We start from the raw sequence: 22,012 nt of genomic DNA on the forward strand, positions 1-22,012 counted from the left end.
TCAGACCTTGCGCCAGACGCTGGCCAGCCAGGGCTGCTGTTCGCGTGGCAGCCCTGCCGGACGGAAGTAATGTTCCAGTTCGACAAACCCGGCAGCGGTCAACAGGCCGCGCCACGCTTGCAGGTCGTGATACGCGCCAAAACGCGATCCGTTCCAGCCCTCCTGGTTATCCCCGCGCGGGTTGGAGCTGAACAGCACACCACCCGGTTTCAGCGTGCTTCGCAGTTGCCTTAAAACCCGTGGCAGTTCCTGCAACGGCACATGAAACAGCACGGCGTTGGCGAAGATCCCGTCGAAGCGCTCTTCGGGCAGATCCAGCTTGAGGAAATCCTGGCACCACACTTCGCAGCCACTGTCCTCGCGGGCCATCTGCGCAAACTTCTCCGAGCCGTCGAGGCCGACCGCGACGTGGCCCATACGCGTGAACGCCTGCAAGTCCCGCCCCGGCCCACAGCCGAAATCAAGAATGCTGAACGGCGCCACACCCTGAATATGCCGCAACAGTGCGTCGATGTTCTGGCTGACATCGTGATCGCGGGTGCCCTCACGGAAGTCTTCGGCTACCGAGTTGTAGTGGCCGAGCGTGGTGGCGGTGATCTGTTCGAGGTCGGTGGGGGTCTGTTTCATGGTTGGACTGCGTGGGCGATTGAGATTGGCCGAATATACGCCATGAAAGGAAATGATTGGGTGGCGGCTGCACGCAGGTAGTAGGCCGGTCAATAGGAAAACCGGTACACCCGAAGGTGCCCCACGCACAGCCGCCAAATTTTCAGCTCTTCTTCATCCCCAGACAATCAATCGAGCGATCCACCATTGCCTTGGCAATCTCCAGCAAATGCCAGACCGAAAACACCATGGCCCGGTCCGCGCCTTGCAGATGATCGCCACACTGATACGCCGAAACGGAAGCACAGCGCAGAAGATCGGCGAGATAGAGCTGTGCGTCTTCAAAACTGACGTCTTCGCTGACGTTGTAGAAGCGCAGTTCATCAGGCGGGGAGGGTTGCTTGCCGGTGAGGTAGAAATCGATGGCGCGGTACAGCGCGGAGCGGTCTTTGAACTGCTCGTCGGAGGATTCGTTTTCGGTGGTTTTTTCTGAAGGTGGATCGGGGACGATCTTTTTCATAGGTAAAACTCCTAGTGATGATTGGAGCCAACCAAGATCGCGACTAAACGAGCAGGGGTGGCGGCTGCACACAGGTTAGTCGACCGGTCACCAGGCTACCCGGCGCACCCGAAGGTGCCCTGCGCACAGCCACCATTACGATCAGGCAGGAGAAATCACCTGAGACAAGGTGGCGCTGTGCGCCCGGTAGGACCCGGGCGACTAAACCCGATCACTGATGAGCAGTGACGGGCCGAGACTAGCCACCGGATCCGGCAGGCGCAAGCGCTCGGAATGATCTAGGAAATGTCCTGCAAAGGAAAGAGAACAGGCCTGTAGGCTCTCTGATTTTCCTGTACGAAATTTTCCCTTTTCGGTGTGAATCGCTCCTCACGGCAAAGCATAAAACCCCACCGACTGTGCAATACATATGTACCGCACTCTGCGGTTCGCTCCGGGATGTAATGACGCCTGCGCGATAGACGACTATCGCGATGTCTGCCCTGTTTTTTCTTCAGGGGGACTCACTCAAAAAAAGGATTTTTCATGGGCATTGTTCGCAACCCCGGCTCCACCTCGTCGACCCGCCGTCACTCGACGGATGCAACGCCAACCCGTAAAAGAGCCGGCAGTACGCCATCCGGCGACGGGACACCGGTGAAGATTCACCGCCCTGACGCGGACCTATCAGGCATGGAGGCGATTTCGCCTGTTGACCCGTTGCCCTCCGTCATCACGATTACTCCGTTGCATTCTGCCCAGGTCACGCCCCTGCATCCGACGATCAAAACACTTGAGCGCTACAGCTTGAGAGCACCGGCCAACTTGCCCGCAGCCAATGCTCAGGGCCTCAGGGTGTTCAAGAACCGAAACTATGTCGATATCGCTCCCAGCGAGATCGTACTGGTCCGGGAAACCGGCATCGCCGGTGAATATCGGGCAGCGCTGGCCTCTGAATCGGCAGCGCTGGGGCCGGCGCTGTTTTTTGATCCGCGCAGCAAGATCTGGTCACTCGAACGGTCTCGGCCTTTGCCCGATCCGGGCAAAGTGATTGATATCGACATTGATCAGCTCATACGTGAGGTCAGAACCGACTACGCCCAAAAAAACCGGGTTCATACCGGTAACGATGACTCGTTCGAGTACACGGCGGCGCAGGAGGGCACGCTGGTCGCACGCGGGTTGAAGCAGTTCCCGATGGAGCAGGCGGTAATGATTCGCTCGGAGTTGCAAGCGGTCGAAAGCATTTTCTCTGAGGCCAGTCACGCCATCGGCCTGCAATATCCCGACGCCGATGGGGTGTACGAAAGCTTCTTTGGCAGCGCTCACCGCGCCGTTACCCAACAATTCGCCGATTCAGTCGCGCGAGGCCTGGCGCTTTCCAGGGAGTACCAAGGGGCTTGGGGGGATGAGAAATTTCTCGGGGTCGATGCGGACACCAATAGCGGGGCATGGATGTACAAGAATGATTTTCACGGTCGGTTCTTTCTTAATCGCAAGTACATGCAGCGCGGGACTTTGAGTATTTCCCTGGGCCATGAAATGTTGCACACCAACAGAATCGACCGGTTCCAGAGCATTGGGCCCAATGCAGCGGATTATTTCTATCTGGACAGCCGTCTGGGCCGTTTGCTGGATGGGGATTCGTTGACCGTTTACGACGTTCCTGAGCGCGGTGTCTCCGAGGCGATCATGCGCGGCGGATTGACGGTCGATTATTTGAAGTCTTTTTCGGATGACCACGATGCCTTTTTGTTCGGTGTCGGTGATTACCTGGGAATCGGCGACGACCTGGACCTTCAGGCGGCGGTTGACCTGTTCAATGCAAACCCGCAGATGCGAGCGCACCTGGCGGTGAACAATGCTGACAGTTTGATTTGTGCGGCGAAAAGCATGCAGGTGCTGCATCAAAGCAAAGCCCAATATGCGTGGCTCGATAGCCTGATCGAGGATTAAGCAATATCGCAGCCTTTGCGCTCCCACGCAGGCTGCGATCCCTTGATGGGCTTCAGCGTTTATTCAAACCTCGCGCCAACCGATCCCCGCCCAACTGAATCACCGCCACCAACGCCACCAGTAACACAATCACCGTCAGCATGATCTGGCTATCGAACCGCTGATAACCGTAGCGGTAAGCGATGTCGCCCAAGCCACCGGCGCCGATTGCGCCGGCCATGGCCGAGGAGTTGATCATCGTCACCAGCGTGATGGTGAAACCGCCGACAATCCCCGGCAGCGCTTCCGGCAACAGCACATGCCAGACGATGTGCCAGCGCCGGCAACCCATGGCTTGCGCGGCTTCGATCAGACCGTGATCGACCTCGCGCAGACTCACTTCGGCGATCCGCGCAAAGAACGGCGTCGCGGCGATGGTCAGCGGCACCACAGCAGCCCACACTCCGTAGGTGGTGCCGACGATCAGGCGGGTGAACGGAATCAGCGCGACCATCAGGATCAGAAACGGGATCGAGCGGAACAGGTTCACGAATGCGCCCAATGCGCGATTCAGCACCGGCGCCTGGTAGATCCCGCCCCTGTCACTGGTGACCAGAATCACCGCCATGGGAATCCCCACCAGCAGCGCGATCAACGACGACACGCCGACCATCAAAAACGTGTCGATAAAACCTTGCAGCAAGCGATCAAACCACATAACCCAGCACCTCCACCCGTTGCGCCCATTGCCCGGCGCGTTCACGCAGTTGCTCGGCGCTCCACGGCGAACCGCTCACGGCAAGCAGCAGTTGCCCGAGCGCGTGCCCCTGAATTCGCTCGACGCCACCCTGAAGCAATTTCACCCGCCCACCGAGGGCTGCAAACAATGCCGCCAGATCCGGCTCATCACTGGCACTGCCGGTGAACTGCAAACGCAGCACCACCGCCGCCCCGGAGGATGATGACTGCACCTGTAAACGGCTCTGCAATTCTTCTGGCAACGCATGTTGCAGCGGCGCGAGCAGCGTCTGGGTGACCTCGTGCTGCGGATTGCCGAACACTTCCCACACCGGGCCTTGCTCGACGACATGGCCGTGTTCCAGCACCACTACGCGGTCACAGATGTCGCGGATCACCGCCATCTCGTGAGTGATCAGGACGATGGTCAGGCCCAGACGTTTGTTGATCTCGCGCAGCAGGCCGAGGATCGACTGAGTCGTCTCCGGATCGAGCGCGGAAGTGGCCTCGTCGCAGAGCAAAATATCCGGGTCATGCACCAAGGCGCGGGCGATGCCGACACGCTGTTTCTGGCCGCCGGAAAGCTGCGCCGGATAGGCCTTGTGCTTGGCTTGCAGGCCGACCAGTTCGAGCAGTTCGCGAACCTTTTTTTCGCGTTGTTCTTTTGGCACACCCGCGACTTTCAGCGGCAGTTCGACGTTCTGCCAAACCGTTTTCGCCGACATCAGATTGAAGTGCTGGAAGATCATGCCGATCCGTCGGCGCAGGGCGACCAAGCGGTCTTCATCGAACTCGCCGATGTCCACCTGATCGATCAGCACCCTTCCTGAGGTCGGTTGTTCCAGACGATTGATCGTGCGGATCAGCGACGACTTGCCCGCACCGCTGCGGCCGATGATGCCGAACACTTCGCCGCGCTGGATCGCCAGGTCGATGCCTTGCAGGGCAGCGACCGGGCCTTGCCGGCCTTCGTAGGTTTTGCCGAGGCCGATGAAGCGCACGTGGGCGCGGTTCAGCTCGGGATGCAATTCTGTACGTTCAGCATTTTTTAGCTCTGGAATATCCAGTCGCCGTTGGGTCGCGGCTGTCATGCTCAGCTTTCCCACCCGGCCTGATACAGCTTGCCGTGGGCCTTATCCAGTGCTGCGCGAACGGCTGGTGAATGCTGGTAGATGTCGACGAATTTGATCAGGCGCGGATCGGTTTTGCTCTTCGGCTGGATCACGAACTGGATCACGTATTCCTTGTGATCGAGACCGTCGAACAGCAACGCGGAACCGGCATCGAAGGTTTTCGCCAAGCGAATGTAGGCCGGGTAGCCCTGCACCAGATCGGCGTCGTCGTAGGCGCGCACCAGCTGCACGGCTTCGACCTGGAGGATTTTGATTTTCTTCGGGTTGGCGACGATGTCGTCTTCGGTGGCTTTGTAGCCGACCCCCGGCTTCAGGGTGATCAACCCGGCCTTGGCCAGCAGTTGCAGGCCGCGACCGCTGTTGATCGGGTCGTTGGCGATGGCGACGCTGGCGCCCTCTGGAAGCTCCTCGAAGCTTTTGTATTTCTTCGAGTAGAGGCCGACGTTGTTGATGATCCCCGGGGCGAATGGCACCAGATCAAAACCGGCGGCAGCCTTGGCGTTCTCCAGGAACGGGATGTGCTGGAAGTAGTTCACGTCGATGTCGCCAGCGGCGAGGCTGACGTTCGGCGCGATCCAGTCGGTGAACTCCACCAGTTCGACGTTCAGGCCTTGTTTGGAGGCTTCTTCGACGGCGGCTTCCAGCGGAATGGCGAAGGCGGCGGTGGTGCCGATTTTCAGCGCAGCGTCGGCGGCGAAGACGGCCGAGCTGAACAGGCCGAGGGCCAGGGCCAGTGCTTTGACTGGGTGGGACAGGCGTTTCTTGGTCATAGTGGTTTTTCCAGTCAGTGCATGAAATGTGTGGTGTCTGGTCGGGCCTCCTCGCGAGCAGGCTCGCTCCCACATTTGGAATGCTTTCCCCTGTGGGAGCGAGCCTGCTCGCGAAGCTTTTAGCGGCGGTACGAAGATCCGATGTGTTGCTCCGGCAACTGTGCCTCGCCGTGAAACAGCTTCTCGCGCAAGCTGCCGCTGTCATACGCGGTCTTGTACGACCCACGCCGCTGCAACTCCGGAATCACCAGCTCAATGAAATCGACATAGCTTTCCGGGGTGACGATGCGGGTCAGGTTGAAGCCGTCCAGACCGGTTACGGCGATCCAGGATTCCAGTTCGTCCGCCACTTGCTCAGGCGAACCGACGACGGTGATATAGCGGCCACCGAGGGCATGCTGGTCGAGCAATTTGCGCCGGGTCCAGTCGTTGTTTTGCAGGTTCTTGGTCGCGGACTGAATGGCGTTGCTCTTCACGTACTGGATCGGTTCGTCGATTTCATACTGCGAAAAGTCGATGCCAGTGGACGCGGAAAAATGCGCCACGCCGGCCTCGGCGCTGGCGTAGCTCGAGTACTCGGCATGCTTGGCCCATGCGGCTTCTTCAGTCTCGCCGACGATGACGTTAAGGCCCATGAACACCTTGATGTCCTCGGGATTGCGCCCGGCCTCGACGGCACTGGCGCGCACCTTGTCCACCTGAACCTTGGTCGACGGTTTGTTCTGGCCGCTGATGAACACGCACTCGGCGTGACGCCCGGCGAACAGCAAACCACGATCAGAACTGCCGGCCTGAAACAGCACCGGTGTGCGCTGCGGCGACGGCTCGCAGAGGTGATAACCCTCGACCTGATAGAACTCGCCCTTGTGCTCGACCTTGTGCACTTTTTCCGGTTGGGCGTAGATACGCTGTTCGCGATCATTGAGCACCGCGCCGTTTTCCCAACTGCCTTCCCAGAGTTTGTAGAGCACCTCCAAATACTCGTCGGCCTGATCGTAGCGACGGTCATGCTCGACTTGCTCGCGCAGGCCCATGGCTTTGGCGGCGCTGTCCAGATAGCCGGTAACGATGTTCCAGCCGACGCGACCACGGCTCAAATGATCGAGGGTCGACATGCGTCGGGCGAACAGATACGGCGGCTCGTAAGTGAGGTTGGCGGTCAGGCCGAAACCGAGGTTTTGGGTGACAGCGGCCATCGCCGAAACCAGCAGCAACGGATCGTTGACCGGCAGCTGGATCGACTCTTTCAGGGTGACATCCACCGAGTTCTGATAGACGTCGTACACGCCAACGATATCGGCGATGAACAAGCCGTCGAACAGCCCGCGCTCCAGCAACTGCGCCAGCTCGGTCCAGTATTCAATGGTGTTGTAGCGAGTCGAGGTGTCGCGCGGATGCGTCCACAAGCCATGGTTGATGTGGCCGATGCAGTTCATGTTGAACGCATTGAGCAGGATTTTTTTCTTCGCCATCAGATGGTCCCCCGCAGCGGCGGGTTTTCATCGTTGAGGTAGTAATTGCCCACCGCGTGATACTTCCAGCGCACCGGGTCGTGCAGGGTGTGCACCCGGGCGTTGCGCCAGTGGCGGTCGAGACCGTGCTCGATCAGGGTGGCCTGACTGCCGGCCAGTTCGAACAAGGTGCTGCCGGCGGCGAGTGAGATTTCCGTGCTGATCGCGCGTGCTTCGGCCACCGCAATCGAGGCGGCGGCGACCGTTTCGGCGTTGGTCTCGGCCTGAGCCTTGTCGAGGAACTCGCCGGAGCGCTCCAGCAGCGCCTCTGTGGCGTGCAGGCGAATGCTCAAGTGGCCAAAGCTTTTCAGCGTCAGCGGGTCTTCGGTGGCTTTGTCGTTGCCGGAGTCGATCCATGGCCGCGTCTTGCTTCGCACAAAGTGCAATGCATCTTCGTAAGCGGCGCGGGCAATGCCGGTATCGATGGCGGCATGAAGAATCTGCGCCAGCGGGCCGACGGTGGTCGGACGTTCGAAAGCGCTCTGGAACGGGATCACGTCTTCGGCGGCGACGTACACGTCCTCGAACACCACCGAACCGCTGCCGGTGGTGCGCTGGCCGAAGCCACTCCAGTCGTCGATCACCGTCAGGCCTTTGCTCTCGCGCGGCACGAACGCCAGTTGCTGCACGCCGTTTTCATCGACCACGGATGTTGGAATGCGCTGCGCGTAAATCGCACCGGTCGCATAGAACTTGCGGCCATTGATGCGATAGCCATCGCCCTCTCGCTTGAGGCTGGTGATACGGTCGTGGGCAGTTTTGGTGCCCAGCTCTGCCAGTGCATTGCCGAAGCGCTGACCGGCTAAAACCTCCGCGTACAACCTTTGTTTCTGCGCGTGGCTGCCGTTCACCCGCAGCACTTCGAGGGCGTAGAAATGGTTCTGCGGAATCTGCCCGAGAGAGCCGTCAGCCTGAGCGATCAGGGCGATGACTTTGGCCAGGGTCACGTTCGACACGCCAGCGCCGCCGTATTCTTTGGGCACGCTGATGCCCCACAGGCCGGAGCGGGAAAACACGTCGAGTTCCGGCAGCGGCAGGCGTCGTTCACGGTCGCGAATGGCGCTGTCGCGTTTGAAATCTTCGGCCAGGTCGCTGGCGACGATCAGGGCTTGCTCATCGCTGGTGATGACCGCGACGGGATGGAAAAGAGTCATGTGTTTCTCCAGAGGTCTGGTCAAATCCAGGAATGGCGAGCCGGCAAAGTGCCGTTGAGGCGATAGGCGCCGACCGCGTGATATTTCCAGCGCACCGGATCGTGCAGGGTGTGCACGCGGGCGTTGCGCCAGTGGCGGTCGAGGTTGAATTCGGCGAGAGTCGCGCGGCTGCCGGCCAGTTCGAAAAGTTTTTCGCTGGCCAGCAGCGAGATCTCGGTGGTCAGCACTTTGGCTTCGGCCACGGCAATCGAGGCGCGGGCGGCGGATTCGGCAGTGAGCGGCGCGGCATGCACCTGATCAAGCACTTGCCCGGCCTTGCGCAGCAGCGCTTCGGCGGCGTGCAGTTCGATTTTCAGTTTGCCGATGTCGGCGATCACGTAGAGGTCATCGCTGGCGCGTTCAACTTTGGCGTCGATCCATGGCCGCGCGCGGGTTTTGACGAATTCGATGGCGTCGTCAATGGCGCCACGGGCGATCCCGGCGTCGATGGCAGCCTGGATCAGCTGGGACACGGCGCCTTGGGTGTTTGGGGTTTCGTTGATCTTCCAGTTATCGACGACGAGGCTCGACTCGACGCGCACGTTGTTCAGCAGAATCGTGCCACTGGCGGTGGTGCGCTGACCGAAGCCCGACCAGTCATCAACGATGCGCAGCCCTGGCGTACCGCGACGGACGAAGGCCAGCACTTGCTTGCCATCATCGTTGAGCGCCTTGACTGCGACCCAGTGCGCAAACAGCGCGCCGGTGGAGTAGAACTTCTGGCCATTGATCACGTAGTCATCGCCGTCGGCGGTGATGCGCGCTTTCAGTTCCAGCGTGTTTTTGGTGCCGCGCTCAGGGCCGGCATTGCCGATGCGCCAGCCTTCCAGCACGCTCTGGAACAGCTGTTGTTTCTGCTCTTCGGTCGCGCTGCCGAGCACCAGATTGATGATGCCGAACTGGTTTTGCGGGATCTGTCCCAGCGCCGGATCGGCGGCGGAAATGATCGCGAAGACCTCGGCCAATGTGACGAAGGAAACCTGCGGGCCACCGTATTCGCGCGGGATGGCAATGCTGCCCAGACCGCTGCGGGTGAACTGTTCGATTTCCGACCAGGGCAACTTGCGCTGGCGGTCGCGTCTGGCGGCCTGCACGCGGGCGACTTGCGCCAGCTCATGGGCGGCCTTGATGGCTTGGGCGTCGTTGCGCAAGACCTGCGCGGGCAACAACAACGGGGCGATGTCCAGATCAGACTGGACGTTTGCATCTGCCAGACTGGACATCAGTGCCGCTCCTTGGCTGCACGCAATGCCCTGGCGATCTGCACTGGGGTGATTGTGTTCCGGACCATACTACCTACCTCACATCTCATGAAAAACGCCGCGAAAGTGCGGCGAACGAAAGAATGTCCGGTGGTCCGGTGCATATACCCTAAGCGTGTATAAATATTAAATAAACTAACTTTTAGGAATATGTATAGAAGGGGTCATGGTCTGGAGGGTTAAGTGTTTCGTTGTGAGGAGCCCAGGCTCCTCACCTCGTTGAGCGTTTCACTCTTCGTGCGATTCGGCTGCCTTGCACACTGGCTTCAACGGCACCTTCAGATAAGGATTCACACACCCGATCTTCAACGTTCGCGGCGGCGCCCAGCGCGAGTTATTGCCGACCCGGTCGAGGATGCAATAGGTCACGTCCAGCCTCAGATCCTCGCCGGCTTCGACGATGACCGCTGGCGGCACCCAGACCTGAATGGGCAGCCCGATATCCGCTGCCGTGATCGGCGCCAGATCCATGCGCACGTCGCCCCAGCGCAAAGTAATGGCGTCGTCCTCGGCCATGTTCAGATATGGCTCGATGGTCAGCGGCACACCGCGTTTGATCTGGTTGGGATTTACGCCCTGACGGCGGATGGTGTCGGGGATCGTCACTGGCGCCAGTTGTTGGTTTTCGTCTGCGCACACTGCCGAAGGTTGGCCACCGGGGCAATCGAGCTTGACCTGCACGCGGGTCGCCGCCGACAGCGCCGGTCCCTGGCCGACCTGCATCACCCGATAGTGGATACGCGCGGTGCCGTCGGCAATAAAACTCTCCGGCACCCGCAGGCTTACCGTTGTGCCGACGTCCTCGGCTGTCAGCACCTTTGATGCGACATAGCATTTGTTCCAGAACAGTTCGATCAGGTCGCCGCAGTCCATGTCGGGGTAGGGCGACACATCGACCAACAGGTGGGCGGCGGCAGCGAGGTTGATGCCGGTTTTTTGCGCGGGTGCCAGGGTCGGCGCTGCGAGTTCGGGGGTGTGCGAAGTGCGGGTCATCGATTTCTCTCCTTGGAGCCTTGCAGCGAAGTCCGTTTCTGGAAGAACAAAGTTGTGAATCAACTGGCAATAAAGCAATGAACATTTGTTCAAGTTATATGCGCGTCGATTTAACTAAGTAGTGCCGGTTGGCGACTAGATAAGAGTGTGCGGGGAGGGGTGTCAATAGACGCTGTTAGTTAATTCGTGAATTACGGGTTAATCAGAATTTTCCTACATTGTCGAAGCCGTATGCCTAGGTGCTATGGTGAATAAGGCCACGGAACTCAAGCTTTTTTGAAGGTTTGTGTACGGACTTATTTAAAGGCAGGCATTCAGCGTTCGGTAGGTAATAGACGAGTTTCATCTGTTGCAGAACATATATATGTGATGCATTGATTATGTTTTGTTTATATATATTGAGCGGGTTGGTGAGGGCGGGGTAAAGGTAACTTCCATCCGTGGAAGTCAGTGTGTCTACTTCTTGAAGTTCTCAGGCGTGATTCAGGAACTTGCTGAGAAATTGTTGAGTGCGTTCTTCTTTCGGATTGGCAAACAGCGCTTTGGCTTCGCCTTGCTCGACGATCACGCCCTTGTCGAAAAACACCACACGGTTGGCCACGTCGCGGGCGAAGCCCATTTCGTGAGTGACGATGACCATGGTGCGTTTCTCTTCGGCGAGACCACGGATGGTCGCCAGCACTTCGCCCACCAGTTCCGGATCGAGGGCCGAGGTCGGCTCGTCGAACAGGATCACTTCCGGCTCCATCGCCAGCGCCCGGGCAATCGCCACGCGCTGTTGCTGACCACCGGACAGACGACGCGGATAGGCGTCCTCTTTACCGGCGAGGCCGACCTTGGCCAGCAGCTTCATGCCCAAGGCAATGGCTTGCTCGCGCGGCATCTTCTTGACCACGATCGGGCCTTCGATGATGTTTTCCAGGGCGGTGCGGTGGGGGAAAAGGTTGAAGTTCTGGAACACGAAGCCCACGTGCTGGCGCAGGTTGCGCACCAGGCTTTGCTGCTGGTTCAGCGGGCGGCTGGTATCGATCTCGATATCGCCGACCTTGATCCGGCCGCTGGTGGGTTCCTCAAGGAAGTTCAGGCAGCGCAGGAACGTCGTTTTCCCCGAGCCGCTGGGGCCGATGATCGCGACCACTTCGCCTTCCTTCACCTCGAGGTCGATGCCGTTAAGCACGACCTGCCCCTTGAATTGCTTGGTCAGTTTTTCCACGACAATCATGGGGTCAGGACTCCTGGTCGTGCCGATTGACCCGCTCTTCCAACTTGTTCTGGAAGTGCGAAAGCACCGTGGCCAGAATCCAGTAGATCAGTGCGGCGGCAAGATACATGGTGAAGACTTCAAAAGTCCGGGCGGTAATCAGCTGCGCCTGACGGAACAGTTCCGGCACCTGAATGGTGGCGGCCAGTGCCGTGTCCTTGACCAGCGAAATGAAGCTGTTGCCCAGCGGCGGCAATGCCGTGCGCATGGCCTGCGGCAGGATGGCCCGGCGCAGGGTCTGCGCACGGGTCATGCCGATGCTCGCAGCGGCTTCCCACTGACCGCGTTCGATCGAACCGATCGCGGCGCGGAGGATTTCACAGGCGTAAGCGGCCATGTTCAGCGAGAAGCCGATGAGCGCAGCTGGCAGCGGATCAAGCTCGATTCCTAGTTGCGGGAAGCCGTAATAGATCACGAACAGCTGTACCAGTAACGGTGTCCCGCGAAAGAACGACACGTAGACGCGCGCCAGCCAGCTCACTGATTTGAAGCGCGACAGGCGCATCAGCGCCAGGCCGAAGCCCAGCAGCAAGCCGAAGAACATCCCGCCGAGGCTGAGGATCACCGTGAAATACGCGCCCTTGAGCAGGAAGGGCGCGGAGTTCAGCAACAGCTGAGTGGTTTCGGCGATTTGCTGGCTCAACTGCGGGAAGTGCGCTTCGAATTGAAATCCAACTTCCATTATTTAGTGACGTCAGCGTTGAAGTATTTCGTGGACAGCTTCTCAAGGGTGCCGTCGGCACGCAGTTCGTCGAGGGCTTTATTCAGGGCTGCCAGCAATTCAGGCTCGCCTTTACGCAGGGCAATACCGGATTCCTGACGGGAGAATGCTTCACCGGCGGCTACGGTCTTCGGGGCTTTCTTGGCGTACTCAAGTGCGGCCAGACGGTCGATCAGGATGGCATCGGTACGGCCGTTGTTCAGGTCGGCGAACTTGGTCGGATCATCATCATAGGTACGCACGTCAGCACCCGGTACATTGGCGCGGACCCACTGCTCGTAGTTGGTGCCCAGACCTACACCGACTTTCTTGCCGGACAGGTCAGCAGCGGTCTTGATGTTCAGTGCCGCTTCCTTGTTCTTCAGCACCAATGCCTGGATACCGGAGACGGTGTACGGTTCGGAGAAGTCGTACTTCTTCTTGCGCTCGTCGGAGATGGTCACTTGGTTGACCACGACGTCCAGACGCTTGGATTCCAGCGCGGCGAGAATGCCATCCCATTTGGTTGGCTGGATCTTGGCCTTGACCCCGAGTTTTTTCGCCAGCGCTTCGGAAAGCTCGACTTCGAAACCGGACAGCTTGCCGTTCTCGTCGACAAAGCTGAACGGTGGATAAGTGCCTTCCAGGCCGACGTTGATAACGCCTTTGTCCTTGATCTGTTGCAGTTGCTCACCAGCCACTGCCTGGCCAATCAGACCGGCGCTCAGCGCTAGACCCAGCGAACCGACCAGCAGATTGCGACGTAGTGCGGAAAAATTCATGACAAGCCCCTGTGTTTTCTTATGGAAGACGCTTAAGGAATGTAGGCAAATTCGTGATTTGAACGACAGCGCTATCCTGCCTTAAAGCAGCTTATGCGTCTCGCCCGAAATTCGCCTGCGGCGAGACTATAAGATGTCTGCGTTAGACGTGAAAATACTTAATATTTGAAATGTTATTCCTTGTTGGAATATTAGTCGTTCCCACGCAGAGCGTGGGAACGATCTCGTCTTCCGCTTACAGGAAATCCTTATAGGCGAACAACGCCGGCGCCCCGCCGGTATGCAGGAAAATGATCGGGCCTTCATCGAAGCGTTGACGACCAATCCCGTCGAGCAACCCGGCCATGGCCTTGCCGGTGTACACCGGATCAAGCAACACCGCGTCCTGACTCGCCAACAGCTTCACTGCGGACAGCGTCCCGGCATTCGGTTCGCCATAACGCGGGCCGAAGTATTCGTCCCACAATTCGACCTTGAAGCTTGCCGGCAACGCCACGCCGAGCAGATCGGCCGTGCGTTCGGCGAGGCCCTGCACTTTCGGACGCTGGGCTTCTTCACTGCGCGACACGGTCACGCCGATTACCGGCAATTGCGGCAACGCCTCACTCAACGCCAGTGCCAGACCGCTGTGAGTTCCGGCGCTGCCCGAGGCCAGAACCACGGCGGCGAAGTCGAGGCCGGTGTCCTTGATCTGCTCGGCCAGTTCCAGACCAGCACGCACATAACCCAACGCACCAAGGGCATTGGAGCCGCCAATCGGCACCAGATACGGCTTCTTGCCGTTGCTGCGCAGGCGCACGGCGAGTGCCGCGAGTTGTTCGTCGGCGTTGTCGAGGTTGTCGACCAGTTCGACCTTGGTATCGAACAGATCCAGCAGCAGGCGATTGCCGTTGCCGGTGTAATTGCTGTCGTCGGTGCCCAGCGGATTTTCCAGCAGGGCCACGCAGCCCAGCCCCAGTTTGGCTGCCAGTGCGGCGGTCTGGCGCACGTGGTTCGATTGCAGCGCACCGGCAGTGATCAGCGTGTCGGCGCCTTGCGCCAGCGCGTCGGCGGCGAGGTATTCGAGTTTGCGCAGCTTGTTGCCGCCCATGGCCAGTGGCGTCAGATCGTCGCGTTTGATGTACACGTCGCGGCCCAGCCAGGTGGACAGACGCTCGAGTTTTTCCAGTGGAGTCGGTTGGTCGAGAAGGTCGAGACGGTTAAAGCGGTCAAGCTGTTGTTTGATCATGAGTCCGTACTGGCGGAGAAAGATGAAGGGACTATAGGCACGCGCTTTTGCAGGGGCAACCGCGAATCGCTTATAGCCAAATGGACTGAGTCCAGCACTATCGGTTCTTAATTCGCGCTTGGGGGCATGCCGTAAAGTAGTCGCCGTTGACGCGGCCAGACAGTCCGGCCGCCCGTGAGGAGTCTTTACCGTGAGCGAGCGTTCCAGCCATTGGCAATTGCAGACCATCGTCAGCCAACTGCGTACCGCGAGGGATCAGTGGCGTGCCCAGAATGGCCGGGCCTCCGGCGAGCAGGGTGGTCGAGAGCTGCCGTCCCGCGCCGCGATGGCGGAGATTCTCGAAGCGCTGTGTGGGGCGTTGTTTCCGATGCGCCTGGGGCCGGTGGATCTGCGCGAAGAAAGTGAAGATTTTTACGTCGGCCACACCCTCGATGTGGCGTTGAACGCCCTGTTGGCGCAGACGCGGCTGGAGCTGCGCTACGTCGCCCGCCACAGCGCGCAGGACGACAGCGAAGTCGAGACGCGCGCGATCCAGATCGTGCAGGATTTTGCCTTGGCATTGCCGGGGCTGCGCACGCTGCTCGACACCGATGTGCTGGCGGCCTACCACGGCGATCCGGCGGCGCGCAGCGTCGATGAAGTGTTGCTGTGCTATCCGGGAATTCTGGCGGTGATTCACCATCGTCTGGCCCACCATTTGTATCGCGCGGGGCTGCCGTTGCTGGCACGCATCAGTGCGGAAATCGCCCACTCGGCCACCGGGATTGATATCCACCCGGGCGCGCAGATCGGCCGTAGTTTCTTTATCGATCACGGCACGGGTGTGGTAATCGGCGAGACGGCGATCATTGGCGAGCGCGTGCGGATTTATCAAGCGGTGACCTTGGGTGCCAAGCGCTTCCCGGCGGATGAAGACGGGCAGTTGCAGAAGGGCCATCCACGCCATCCGATTGTCGAGGACGATGTGGTGATTTACGCCGGAGCGACGATTCTGGGGCGGATCACCATCGGCAAGGGCTCGACCATTGGTGGCAATGTCTGGCTGACCCGCAGTGTGCCGGCGGGGTGCAATTTGACTCAGGCCAATTTGCAGCATGATGACGGCACGCAGAAGTAGGGCTTTAGAGGCTTAACCCTCACCCCAGCCCTCTCCCAGAGGGAGAGGGGGCCGATCAAGGTGTCTTGAGTCAAACATCGACCTGAAACACCAAGTCGATTATGGATTCGGTACAGCAGGATCACGTCGGCGTATCTCCCCAATATCCCCCAATCAGTCCCCTCTCCCTTTGGGAGAGGGCTAGGGTGAGGGGCTATTGAACGAATCCACTCAAACCCACGTCATACCCCTCCTTGAGCTAGCGTAGGAAAGCTACCGCTTAGCCGTGCGATTAGTCCTTGGCGCCCTATCCATGTTTAACTTGAACGTTCATTCAAGTTAAACCGGTGGTTCGCTGCCCGCTCACAACAGGAGGCTTGCCTTTGCTGAGTCCGATCATTTCAGCCACGTTTCAAACCCTCGAGGTGCATGTTTCATGAGTGCATCGTCTACCCCCGCCAGCGGCCTGGTACGCATGAATCCGCCGGTGTTCTACTTCGCCGCGACGGTCATTCTGCTGTTTGGTCTCGTGGTCATCGCCATGCCGGAACAGGCTGGTGCCTGGCTGCTGGAAGCGCAAAACTGGGCGGCCAACACGGTCGGCTGGTACTACATGCTCGCGATGACGCTGTATCTGGTCTTCGTGGTGGTCACCGCGTTATCCGGCTACGGCAAGATAAAACTCGGTGCCGACCACGACGAGCCCGAATTCAGTTATCTGTCCTGGGCCGGCATGCTCTTCGCCGCCGGGATCAGCATCACGCTGTTCTTCTTCTGCGTGTCCGAACCGCTGACCCACATGCTCCAGCCGCCGCAAGGCGAGGCCGGCACGGCGGACGCGGCGCGTCAGGCGATGCAGGTGCTGTTTCTGCACTGGGGCCTGCACGGCTGGGGCGTATTCGCTTTCGTCGGCATGGCCCTGGCGTACTTCGCCTACCGGCATAACCTGCCACTGGCCCTGCGTTCGGCGCTGTATCCGCTGATCGGCAAACGCATCAACGGCCCCATCGGCTACGCGGTGGACGGCTTCGGCATCATCGCCACGGTGTTTGGTCTTGGCGCTGACATGGGCTTCGGTGTGCTGCACCTGAACTCGGGTCTGGACTACCTGTTCGGCATCGCTCACACCCAGTGGATTCAGGTCGGCCTGATCACGCTGATGATGGGCGCGGCGATCATCGTTGCCGTATCCGGCGTCGATAAAGGCGTGCGGGTGATGTCCGACATCAACATGCTGCTGGCCTGTGCGCTGCTGCTGTTTGTGTTGTTCGCCGGCCCGACCCAGCACCTGCTCAACACCCTGATCCAGAACGTCGGCGACTACCTCGGCGCCTTGCCGATGAAGAGCTTCGACCTCTACGCCTACGACAAACCGAGTGACTGGCTCGGCGGCTGGACAGTGTTCTATTGGGCCTGGTGGATCGCATGGTCGCCGTTCGTGGGCCTGTTCATCGCACGGATTTCCCGTGGCCGAACCATCCGTGAATTCGTCTTCGGCGTGCTGCTGATCCCGCTCGGTTTCACCCTGGCGTGGATGTCGATCTTCGGCAACAGCGCTCTCGATCAAGTGCTCAATCACGGCATGAGCGCGCTCGGCATGTCGGCCATCGAAAACCCGTCGATGAGCATTTACCTGTTGCTGGAAACCTACCCGTGGAGCAAAACCGTCATCGCCGTGACGGTGTTCATCAGCTTCGTGTTCTTCGTCACCTCCGCCGACTCCGGCACGGTGGTGCTTTCGACACTGTCGGCCAAAGGCGGCAACCCGGATGAAGACGGGCCGAAATGGCTGCGGGTGTTCTGGGGCGCAATGACCGCGCTGATCACCAGTGCGTTGCTGTTCTCCGGCAGCATCGATGCGCTGAAGTCGGCGGTCGTGCTGACCTCGTTACCGTTCTCGCTGATTCTGCTGTTGATGATGTGGGGCCTGCACAAGGCGTTCTATCTCGAGTCGCAGAAACAGATCGCGCAACTGCATTCGCTGGCACCGGTGTCCGGTGCGCGGCGTGGCACGGGTGGTTGGCGACAGCGCCTGAGTCAGGCTGTGCACTTCCCGTCGCGTGATGAGGTGTACCGTTTCATGGACACCACCGTGCGCCCGGCGATCGAAGAAGTGACGGCGGTGTTCGTCGAGAAAGGATTGAACGTGGTCACCCAGCCGGATCCGGCACATGACAACGTCAGCCTGGAAATCGGTCACGGCGAGCAGCATCCGTTCATCTATCAGGTGCAGATGCGCGGCTACTTCACGCCGTCATTCGCCCGTGGTGGCATGGGCTCCAAGCAGCTCAACAACCGTCGCTATTACCGCGCCGAAGTGCATTTGAGCGAGGGCAGTCAGGACTACGATCTGGTCGGCTACACCAAGGAACAGATCATCAACGACATCCTCGACCAGTACGAACGGCACATGCAGTTCCTGCACTTGGTTCGTTGATCATGAGCTGAGCGCCGCGTCTGTTCAGGACTCGGCGCTCAGCACCATGTACAACACCATCGCCGCCAGCGGCACGCCAAATACCGCACTGCCGATTACCAGTTCCGACCCCATGGACTGGCCGGCATGCACCACGCCCACCGCGCCGTTAATCACCGTCAGCGCCAGCCATAGCACGGCGAAGCTGTACGCCATCGTCTGGCGACTGAAGCCGATGCGCTCGCCGATGTAGAGCATCAGGGTCAGCAGAACCAGGCCGAAGAAGATGATGATGGTGGTGTGCATAGACTTGCCTTCGGGATATGTGGTGCTTGATCCGCCGCCTTCGCGGGCAAGCCCGCGAAGGGGCCACCTCGGAGTTCTTTAGAGCATAGCCAATTCCGCCCCCGCCATATTCGTCAGCTGCTTTCGCGTTCGATGACTGTGCATTGCAGCAGATTCAGCCGCTGCACGTAATCGCTCGGCAACACTCCAAGGCTTTCCAATACCCGCGTCGCGGCAAGCACACCGATCTCCAGCGCCGGTGGTTTGATGGTGCTCAGGCTCGGCAACAGCATCTCGGCAAATGGGTAATCACCGAAGCCGAGAATGGCGCAGTCTTCGGGGATTTTAATGCCGGCACGTTGGCCCGCCAGCAGGCCGCCGGCGGCGAGGTTGTCGTTGGCGAAGATGATTGCGTCGGGGCGGGAATGGGCGTTCATCAAGGCTTCCATTGCCTGTTTGCCGGCTTCGAACGGCGCGCGATCAGCGTCCGGAGCGAACACCCATGGTTGCAGTCCGAACTCGCGCACAGTCGCGGCATAACCGTCGCGGCGTTCCAGCGCACTGAGGTCGCCGGGCGCGCTGTTCTGTACGAAAGCGATACGTCGATACCCTTTGTCGTACAGATATCGAGCGGCGCTGACACCCACTTCAAAATGCGAAAAACCGATCTGCATCGGCTGGCGTTCCGGCTGGTAATCCCAGGTTTCAATCACCGGAATCTCCGCCTCGGCAATCATCTTTTCCGTGCCAGCGCTGTGGAAATGACTGGTCAGCACCAGTGCTCCCGGCGACCAGCCAAGAAACGCTCGCACGGCGTTTTCTTCCAGTTCGGTGCTGAAGTAACTCGACGCCAGCAGCAGCTGATAACCGTGACGGCTAAGCGTATCGCTGAAGCCCTGAATGGTGTTGGCGAAGATCGGCCCGGAGATGTTCGGAATCACCATGCCAACGATTTTCCCTCGCGCCGAAGCCAAACCACCGGCCACCAGATTCGGCACATAACCCAACTCGGCCACCACCGCAGCAATCCGCTCGCGGCGCTCCGGCGAGACTTGCTCCGGCTGATTGAAGTAACGCGACACGGTGATCGCTGAAACGCCAGCCTCTCGCGCAACCGCACTCAGGGTCACGCGTCCGGCGCCACGGCGTTTGCGGGGCTTTTCTTCGTTCATGGCGCGATCCTTCTTAAAAACCAAAACGCATATAAAAGTAATTTTTCAGTATTGGACGCTCTATGCGAGGATTGCCAATACTGGCGATGTTAGCGCTAACAAAGCGCAGTGTCTGCTACTCGCTCGAGCGAATGCCCAAGACACCGATACAGGCGCTGTCGTCGCAGAACGGCAGCGGTTCAGGGCCATTTTCGAGCGGGCAAACATGCACAACATTCCTGGGGCGACACACAAACTGGCGCAATCGATTCGCGCTGCGTGCTGGCTGTTCACGGGGCTGGCGGCGTTGCCGCTGGCCGATGCTTTCGCGGCTGAGAGCACTGGTCAGGAGCCGACACTCAAGTCCGTGACGGTCACCGCCACCCGCCGCGAAGAATCGCTGCAAAAGGTGCCGGTGGCGGTGTCGGTGATCGACGGCGAACAGCTTGAACGCGACAACCGCAACGGCGTGGCGAGCATCGTCCAGCAAGTGCCGTCGCTGAATTTCCGTACCGGTGCATCGAACAAGGACACCTCACTGTTCGTGCGGGGCGTCGGCACGATTTCCACCTCGCCCGGCGTCGAGCCGACCGTGGCCACGGTGATCGACGGCGTGGTGTATGCACGTCCCGGCCAGTCCACGCTCGACCTGCTGGATCTGGAGCGCGTCGAAGTCTTGCGCGGCCCGCAAGGCACGCTGTTCGGCAAGAACGCCTCGGCCGGTGTGCTCAACATCACCAGCAAGGCGCCGACCACCGAGACCCACGGCTACATCGATCAGTCGTACTACAGCGGCAATGAGAGCCGCACCCGCTTCGGCATTGGCGGCAGCCTGATTCCGGACACGCTCAAGGGCTCGATCAGCACCTTGTTCGGCAGCTACGACGGCAACGTCGACAACCAATACAACGGTCAGGAGGTTAACGGCTACAACCATCGCGGCGTGCGCGGCAAACTCGAATTCACCCCTAACGATGACGTCACCTTCACCCTGATCGCCGATTACATGCAGTCCCACGATGACGGTCCGAATGGCGTGGTGGGCAAATCCCTGACCCCGGCCTTCGCTAATGCGTTGAGCCCGGTCAATGCCACCAGCCACAACCGCGACATCAATACCGACACCCGCAGCCACGTCGAGGACATCAACAAAGGTTTGTCCGGCCAGCTCGACTGGCAACTGGGCGATTACACCCTGACGTCGATTACCGCATGGCGTGGCTGGAACAACACCCAGTATCAGGATGGCGACCGACTCGGCACGGTGACTGCGGCGTTCCCCGGCACAGCGGACAAGGGCGATCTGGCCTTCGACCAATACTCCCAGGAGCTGCGCCTGGCCTCGCCGAAAGGCGAATTCCTCGAATACGTCGGCGGCCTGTTTTACATGCACGGCAAAGACGACGAAACCTATCAGCGCACACTGACCACCACCACGCGCACCGACCGAGGCGTTGCCGACTACAGCACCACCAGCGACAGCTACGCGGCATTCGGTGAAGCGACGTTGAACTTCACCCCGGACTTTCGCGGTATCGCCGGCCTGCGCTACACCCACGATGATCTGGAATACGATCACCGACGCGTCTCCACCTCGGCGACCACCGTCAGCGGCATTCAACCGGCGACCAGCAGTTCCGGCTCGGTGGACGAGGACGGCTGGTCCGGTCGACTCGGCGTGCAGTACGACTTGAGCGACGCGGTCACCACGTATCTGACCTACTCGCGCGGCTACAAAGGCCCGGCCTACAACGTGTTCTTCAACATGCAGCCGCGCGACACCGAAGCGCTGAAACCGGAAACCTCCAACACTTGGGAGGCGGGGATCAAAGCCACGTCGTGGAACAATCGCCTGACCACCAACCTCGCGGTTTTCCACAGCGACTACGACAACTACCAGGCCAATTTTTTCGACACCGTCGCCGGGCAAGTGGTGACCCGCCTGATCAACGCCGGCAGCGTCAGCACAGAAGGCGTCGAACTCGATTACGCCTTGCAGGCGAGCCAGCAATTGAAATTCTCCGGCGCACTGGCCTACACCCGCGCACGCATCGACGAATTCGCCTGCCCGGCCGGCGCGGCGGCATCGTGCAACGTCAACGGCAAACCGCTGCCGTTCAGCCCGGACTGGAAAAGCTACGTGCGCGCCGACTACACCATCCCGCTCGACAACGGCCTGGATATCGAACTCGGGGCTGACTACAGCTGGCAGAGCGAAGTGCAGTACGACATCAGCCAGAACGCCGACACCAAGCAAGGCGCCTACGGCCTCTGGAACGCCAGCGTCGCCCTGGCCGATTACACCAACGGCTGGCGCGTGGCCTTGCTGGGCAAGAACCTTACCGACAAGTCCTATTCGCCACTGCTGGCCAGCGGCGGCAACTACATCTATCGCGCCGTGCCACGGGATGACGAACGCTACTTCGGCGTGCAACTGCGCAAGGACTTCTAAA

The 22,012-nt window shown here is 59.8% G+C and carries 19 protein-coding genes; 4 read left to right on the top strand and 15 right to left on the bottom strand.

The features are described 5' to 3' along the window. Entirely contained in the window at nucleotides 1-627 is a 627-nt protein-coding gene (locus ACA069_RS01090; RefSeq protein ID WP_497615948.1) for a class I SAM-dependent methyltransferase, read from the bottom strand. Nucleotides 628-769: 142 nt separating this feature from the next. After that, nucleotides 770-1,126, bottom strand: a complete 357-nt coding sequence (locus ACA069_RS01095) for a DUF6124 family protein (protein ID WP_497615950.1) — start codon at nucleotides 1,124-1,126, stop codon at nucleotides 770-772. Between the two features lie 525 nt (nucleotides 1,127-1,651). Between ACA069_RS01095 and ACA069_RS01100 the strand changes: the two genes are divergently transcribed. Further along, nucleotides 1,652-3,061, top strand: coding sequence for a hypothetical protein (locus tag ACA069_RS01100; RefSeq protein ID WP_497615952.1), 1,410 nt, complete (start codon nucleotides 1,652-1,654; stop codon nucleotides 3,059-3,061). 52 nt (nucleotides 3,062-3,113) lie between these two features. Here ACA069_RS01100 and ACA069_RS01105 read toward each other — a convergent pair whose 3' ends face one another. From ACA069_RS01105 to ACA069_RS01155, 11 genes are all read right to left on the bottom strand, one after another. Further along, nucleotides 3,114-3,758 (bottom strand): methionine ABC transporter permease, encoded by a 645-nt coding sequence (locus ACA069_RS01105; protein ID WP_186534439.1) that lies wholly within the window; start codon nucleotides 3,756-3,758, stop codon nucleotides 3,114-3,116. Beyond that, entirely contained in the window at nucleotides 3,748-4,869 is a 1,122-nt protein-coding gene (locus ACA069_RS01110) for a methionine ABC transporter ATP-binding protein (protein ID WP_497615954.1), read from the bottom strand. The genes ACA069_RS01105 and ACA069_RS01110 overlap by 11 nt, the downstream gene beginning before the upstream one ends. A gap of 2 nt (nucleotides 4,870-4,871) precedes the next feature. Then, entirely contained in the window at nucleotides 4,872-5,681 is an 810-nt protein-coding gene (locus ACA069_RS01115) for a MetQ/NlpA family ABC transporter substrate-binding protein (protein ID WP_489879649.1), read from the bottom strand. 119 nt (nucleotides 5,682-5,800) lie between these two features. Beyond that, nucleotides 5,801-7,153 carry an LLM class flavin-dependent oxidoreductase gene (locus tag ACA069_RS01120; RefSeq protein WP_497615957.1) on the bottom strand — a complete coding sequence of 451 codons (1,353 nt, stop codon included), beginning with the start codon at nucleotides 7,151-7,153 and terminating at the stop codon, nucleotides 5,801-5,803. After that, nucleotides 7,153-8,346 carry an SfnB family sulfur acquisition oxidoreductase gene (locus ACA069_RS01125; protein WP_497615959.1) on the bottom strand — a complete coding sequence of 398 codons (1,194 nt, stop codon included), beginning with the start codon at nucleotides 8,344-8,346 and terminating at the stop codon, nucleotides 7,153-7,155. Before ACA069_RS01125 ends, ACA069_RS01120 begins: the two co-directional genes overlap by 1 nt. A 20-nt stretch (nucleotides 8,347-8,366) precedes the next feature. After that, nucleotides 8,367-9,608, bottom strand: a complete 1,242-nt coding sequence (locus ACA069_RS01130) for an SfnB family sulfur acquisition oxidoreductase (RefSeq protein ID WP_497615961.1) — start codon at nucleotides 9,606-9,608, stop codon at nucleotides 8,367-8,369. A 267-nt stretch (nucleotides 9,609-9,875) separates the two neighbouring features. After that, nucleotides 9,876-10,640: a hypothetical protein gene (locus tag ACA069_RS01135; RefSeq protein WP_497615963.1), complete on the bottom strand. Its 765-nt coding sequence runs from the start codon at nucleotides 10,638-10,640 to the stop codon at nucleotides 9,876-9,878. A 472-nt stretch (nucleotides 10,641-11,112) separates the two neighbouring features. Beyond that, nucleotides 11,113-11,862: an L-cystine ABC transporter ATP-binding protein TcyN gene (tcyN, locus tag ACA069_RS01140; RefSeq protein ID WP_187679382.1), complete on the bottom strand. Its 750-nt coding sequence runs from the start codon at nucleotides 11,860-11,862 to the stop codon at nucleotides 11,113-11,115. Nucleotides 11,863-11,866: 4 nt separating this feature from the next. Then, nucleotides 11,867-12,532 (bottom strand): cystine ABC transporter permease, encoded by a 666-nt coding sequence (gene tcyL / locus ACA069_RS01145; protein WP_187679423.1) that lies wholly within the window; start codon nucleotides 12,530-12,532, stop codon nucleotides 11,867-11,869. A gap of 50 nt (nucleotides 12,533-12,582) precedes the next feature. Then, on the bottom strand, nucleotides 12,583-13,383 hold the full coding sequence (gene tcyJ, locus ACA069_RS01150) for a cystine ABC transporter substrate-binding protein (RefSeq protein WP_187679383.1): 801 nt from the start codon (nucleotides 13,381-13,383) through the stop codon (nucleotides 12,583-12,585). A 235-nt stretch (nucleotides 13,384-13,618) separates the two neighbouring features. Then, entirely contained in the window at nucleotides 13,619-14,611 is a 993-nt protein-coding gene (locus tag ACA069_RS01155; RefSeq protein ID WP_489879655.1) for a D-cysteine desulfhydrase, read from the bottom strand. A 190-nt stretch (nucleotides 14,612-14,801) separates the two neighbouring features. Between ACA069_RS01155 and epsC the strand changes: the two genes are divergently transcribed. Both epsC and betT read left to right on the top strand, forming a co-directional pair. Beyond that, the gene (epsC, locus tag ACA069_RS01160; RefSeq protein ID WP_187679385.1) at nucleotides 14,802-15,728 is read left to right on the top strand and encodes a serine O-acetyltransferase EpsC; all 927 of its coding nucleotides are present in this window, start codon (nucleotides 14,802-14,804) and stop codon (nucleotides 15,726-15,728) included. Nucleotides 15,729-16,182: 454 nt separating this feature from the next. Then, entirely contained in the window at nucleotides 16,183-18,144 is a 1,962-nt protein-coding gene (gene betT / locus ACA069_RS01165; RefSeq protein ID WP_401264849.1) for a choline transporter BetT, read from the top strand. 24 nt (nucleotides 18,145-18,168) lie between these two features. Here betT and ACA069_RS01170 read toward each other — a convergent pair whose 3' ends face one another. Then, nucleotides 18,169-18,429: a hypothetical protein gene (locus tag ACA069_RS01170; RefSeq protein ID WP_497615965.1), complete on the bottom strand. Its 261-nt coding sequence runs from the start codon at nucleotides 18,427-18,429 to the stop codon at nucleotides 18,169-18,171. A 113-nt stretch (nucleotides 18,430-18,542) separates the two neighbouring features. Continuing rightward, nucleotides 18,543-19,580, bottom strand: coding sequence for a LacI family DNA-binding transcriptional regulator (locus ACA069_RS01175; protein ID WP_497615967.1), 1,038 nt, complete (start codon nucleotides 19,578-19,580; stop codon nucleotides 18,543-18,545). Nucleotides 19,581-19,785: 205 nt separating this feature from the next. On the opposite strand from ACA069_RS01175, the gene ACA069_RS01180 reads away from it, so the two are divergent. After that, on the top strand, nucleotides 19,786-22,011 hold the full coding sequence (locus ACA069_RS01180; RefSeq protein WP_497615969.1) for a TonB-dependent receptor: 2,226 nt from the start codon (nucleotides 19,786-19,788) through the stop codon (nucleotides 22,009-22,011). Nucleotide 22,012: the final 1 nt, after the last annotated feature.

This window comes from Pseudomonas sp. LBUM1652 (genome assembly GCF_059716105.1).

Excerpts from the sequence above, each read along its gene's own strand:
- ACA069_RS01105 (WP_186534439.1), bottom strand. The coding sequence starts at position 3,758 with ATGTGGTTTGATCGCTTGCTGCAAGGTTTTATCGACACGTTTTTGATG.
- ACA069_RS01125 (WP_497615959.1), bottom strand. The coding sequence starts at position 8,346 with ATGACTCTTTTCCATCCCGTCGCGGTCATCACCAGCGATGAGCAAGCC.
- ACA069_RS01155 (WP_489879655.1), bottom strand. The coding sequence starts at position 14,611 with ATGATCAAACAACAGCTTGACCGCTTTAACCGTCTCGACCTTCTCGAC.
- betT (WP_401264849.1), top strand. The coding sequence starts at position 16,183 with ATGAATCCGCCGGTGTTCTACTTCGCCGCGACGGTCATTCTGCTGTTT.
- ACA069_RS01180 (WP_497615969.1), top strand. The coding sequence starts at position 19,786 with ATGCACAACATTCCTGGGGCGACACACAAACTGGCGCAATCGATTCGC.
- ACA069_RS01095 (WP_497615950.1), bottom strand. The coding sequence starts at position 1,126 with ATGAAAAAGATCGTCCCCGATCCACCTTCAGAAAAAACCACCGAAAAC.
- ACA069_RS01110 (WP_497615954.1), bottom strand. The coding sequence starts at position 4,869 with ATGACAGCCGCGACCCAACGGCGACTGGATATTCCAGAGCTAAAAAAT.
- ACA069_RS01090 (WP_497615948.1), bottom strand. The coding sequence starts at position 627 with ATGAAACAGACCCCCACCGACCTCGAACAGATCACCGCCACCACGCTC.
- ACA069_RS01115 (WP_489879649.1), bottom strand. The coding sequence starts at position 5,681 with ATGACCAAGAAACGCCTGTCCCACCCAGTCAAAGCACTGGCCCTGGCC.
- ACA069_RS01130 (WP_497615961.1), bottom strand. The coding sequence starts at position 9,608 with ATGTCCAGTCTGGCAGATGCAAACGTCCAGTCTGATCTGGACATCGCC.
- tcyJ (WP_187679383.1), bottom strand. The coding sequence starts at position 13,383 with ATGAATTTTTCCGCACTACGTCGCAATCTGCTGGTCGGTTCGCTGGGT.
- ACA069_RS01120 (WP_497615957.1), bottom strand. The coding sequence starts at position 7,153 with ATGGCGAAGAAAAAAATCCTGCTCAATGCGTTCAACATGAACTGCATC.
- ACA069_RS01100 (WP_497615952.1), top strand. The coding sequence starts at position 1,652 with ATGGGCATTGTTCGCAACCCCGGCTCCACCTCGTCGACCCGCCGTCAC.
- ACA069_RS01135 (WP_497615963.1), bottom strand. The coding sequence starts at position 10,640 with ATGACCCGCACTTCGCACACCCCCGAACTCGCAGCGCCGACCCTGGCA.
- ACA069_RS01170 (WP_497615965.1), bottom strand. The coding sequence starts at position 18,429 with ATGCACACCACCATCATCATCTTCTTCGGCCTGGTTCTGCTGACCCTG.
- tcyN (WP_187679382.1), bottom strand. The coding sequence starts at position 11,862 with ATGATTGTCGTGGAAAAACTGACCAAGCAATTCAAGGGGCAGGTCGTG.
- ACA069_RS01175 (WP_497615967.1), bottom strand. The coding sequence starts at position 19,580 with ATGAACGAAGAAAAGCCCCGCAAACGCCGTGGCGCCGGACGCGTGACC.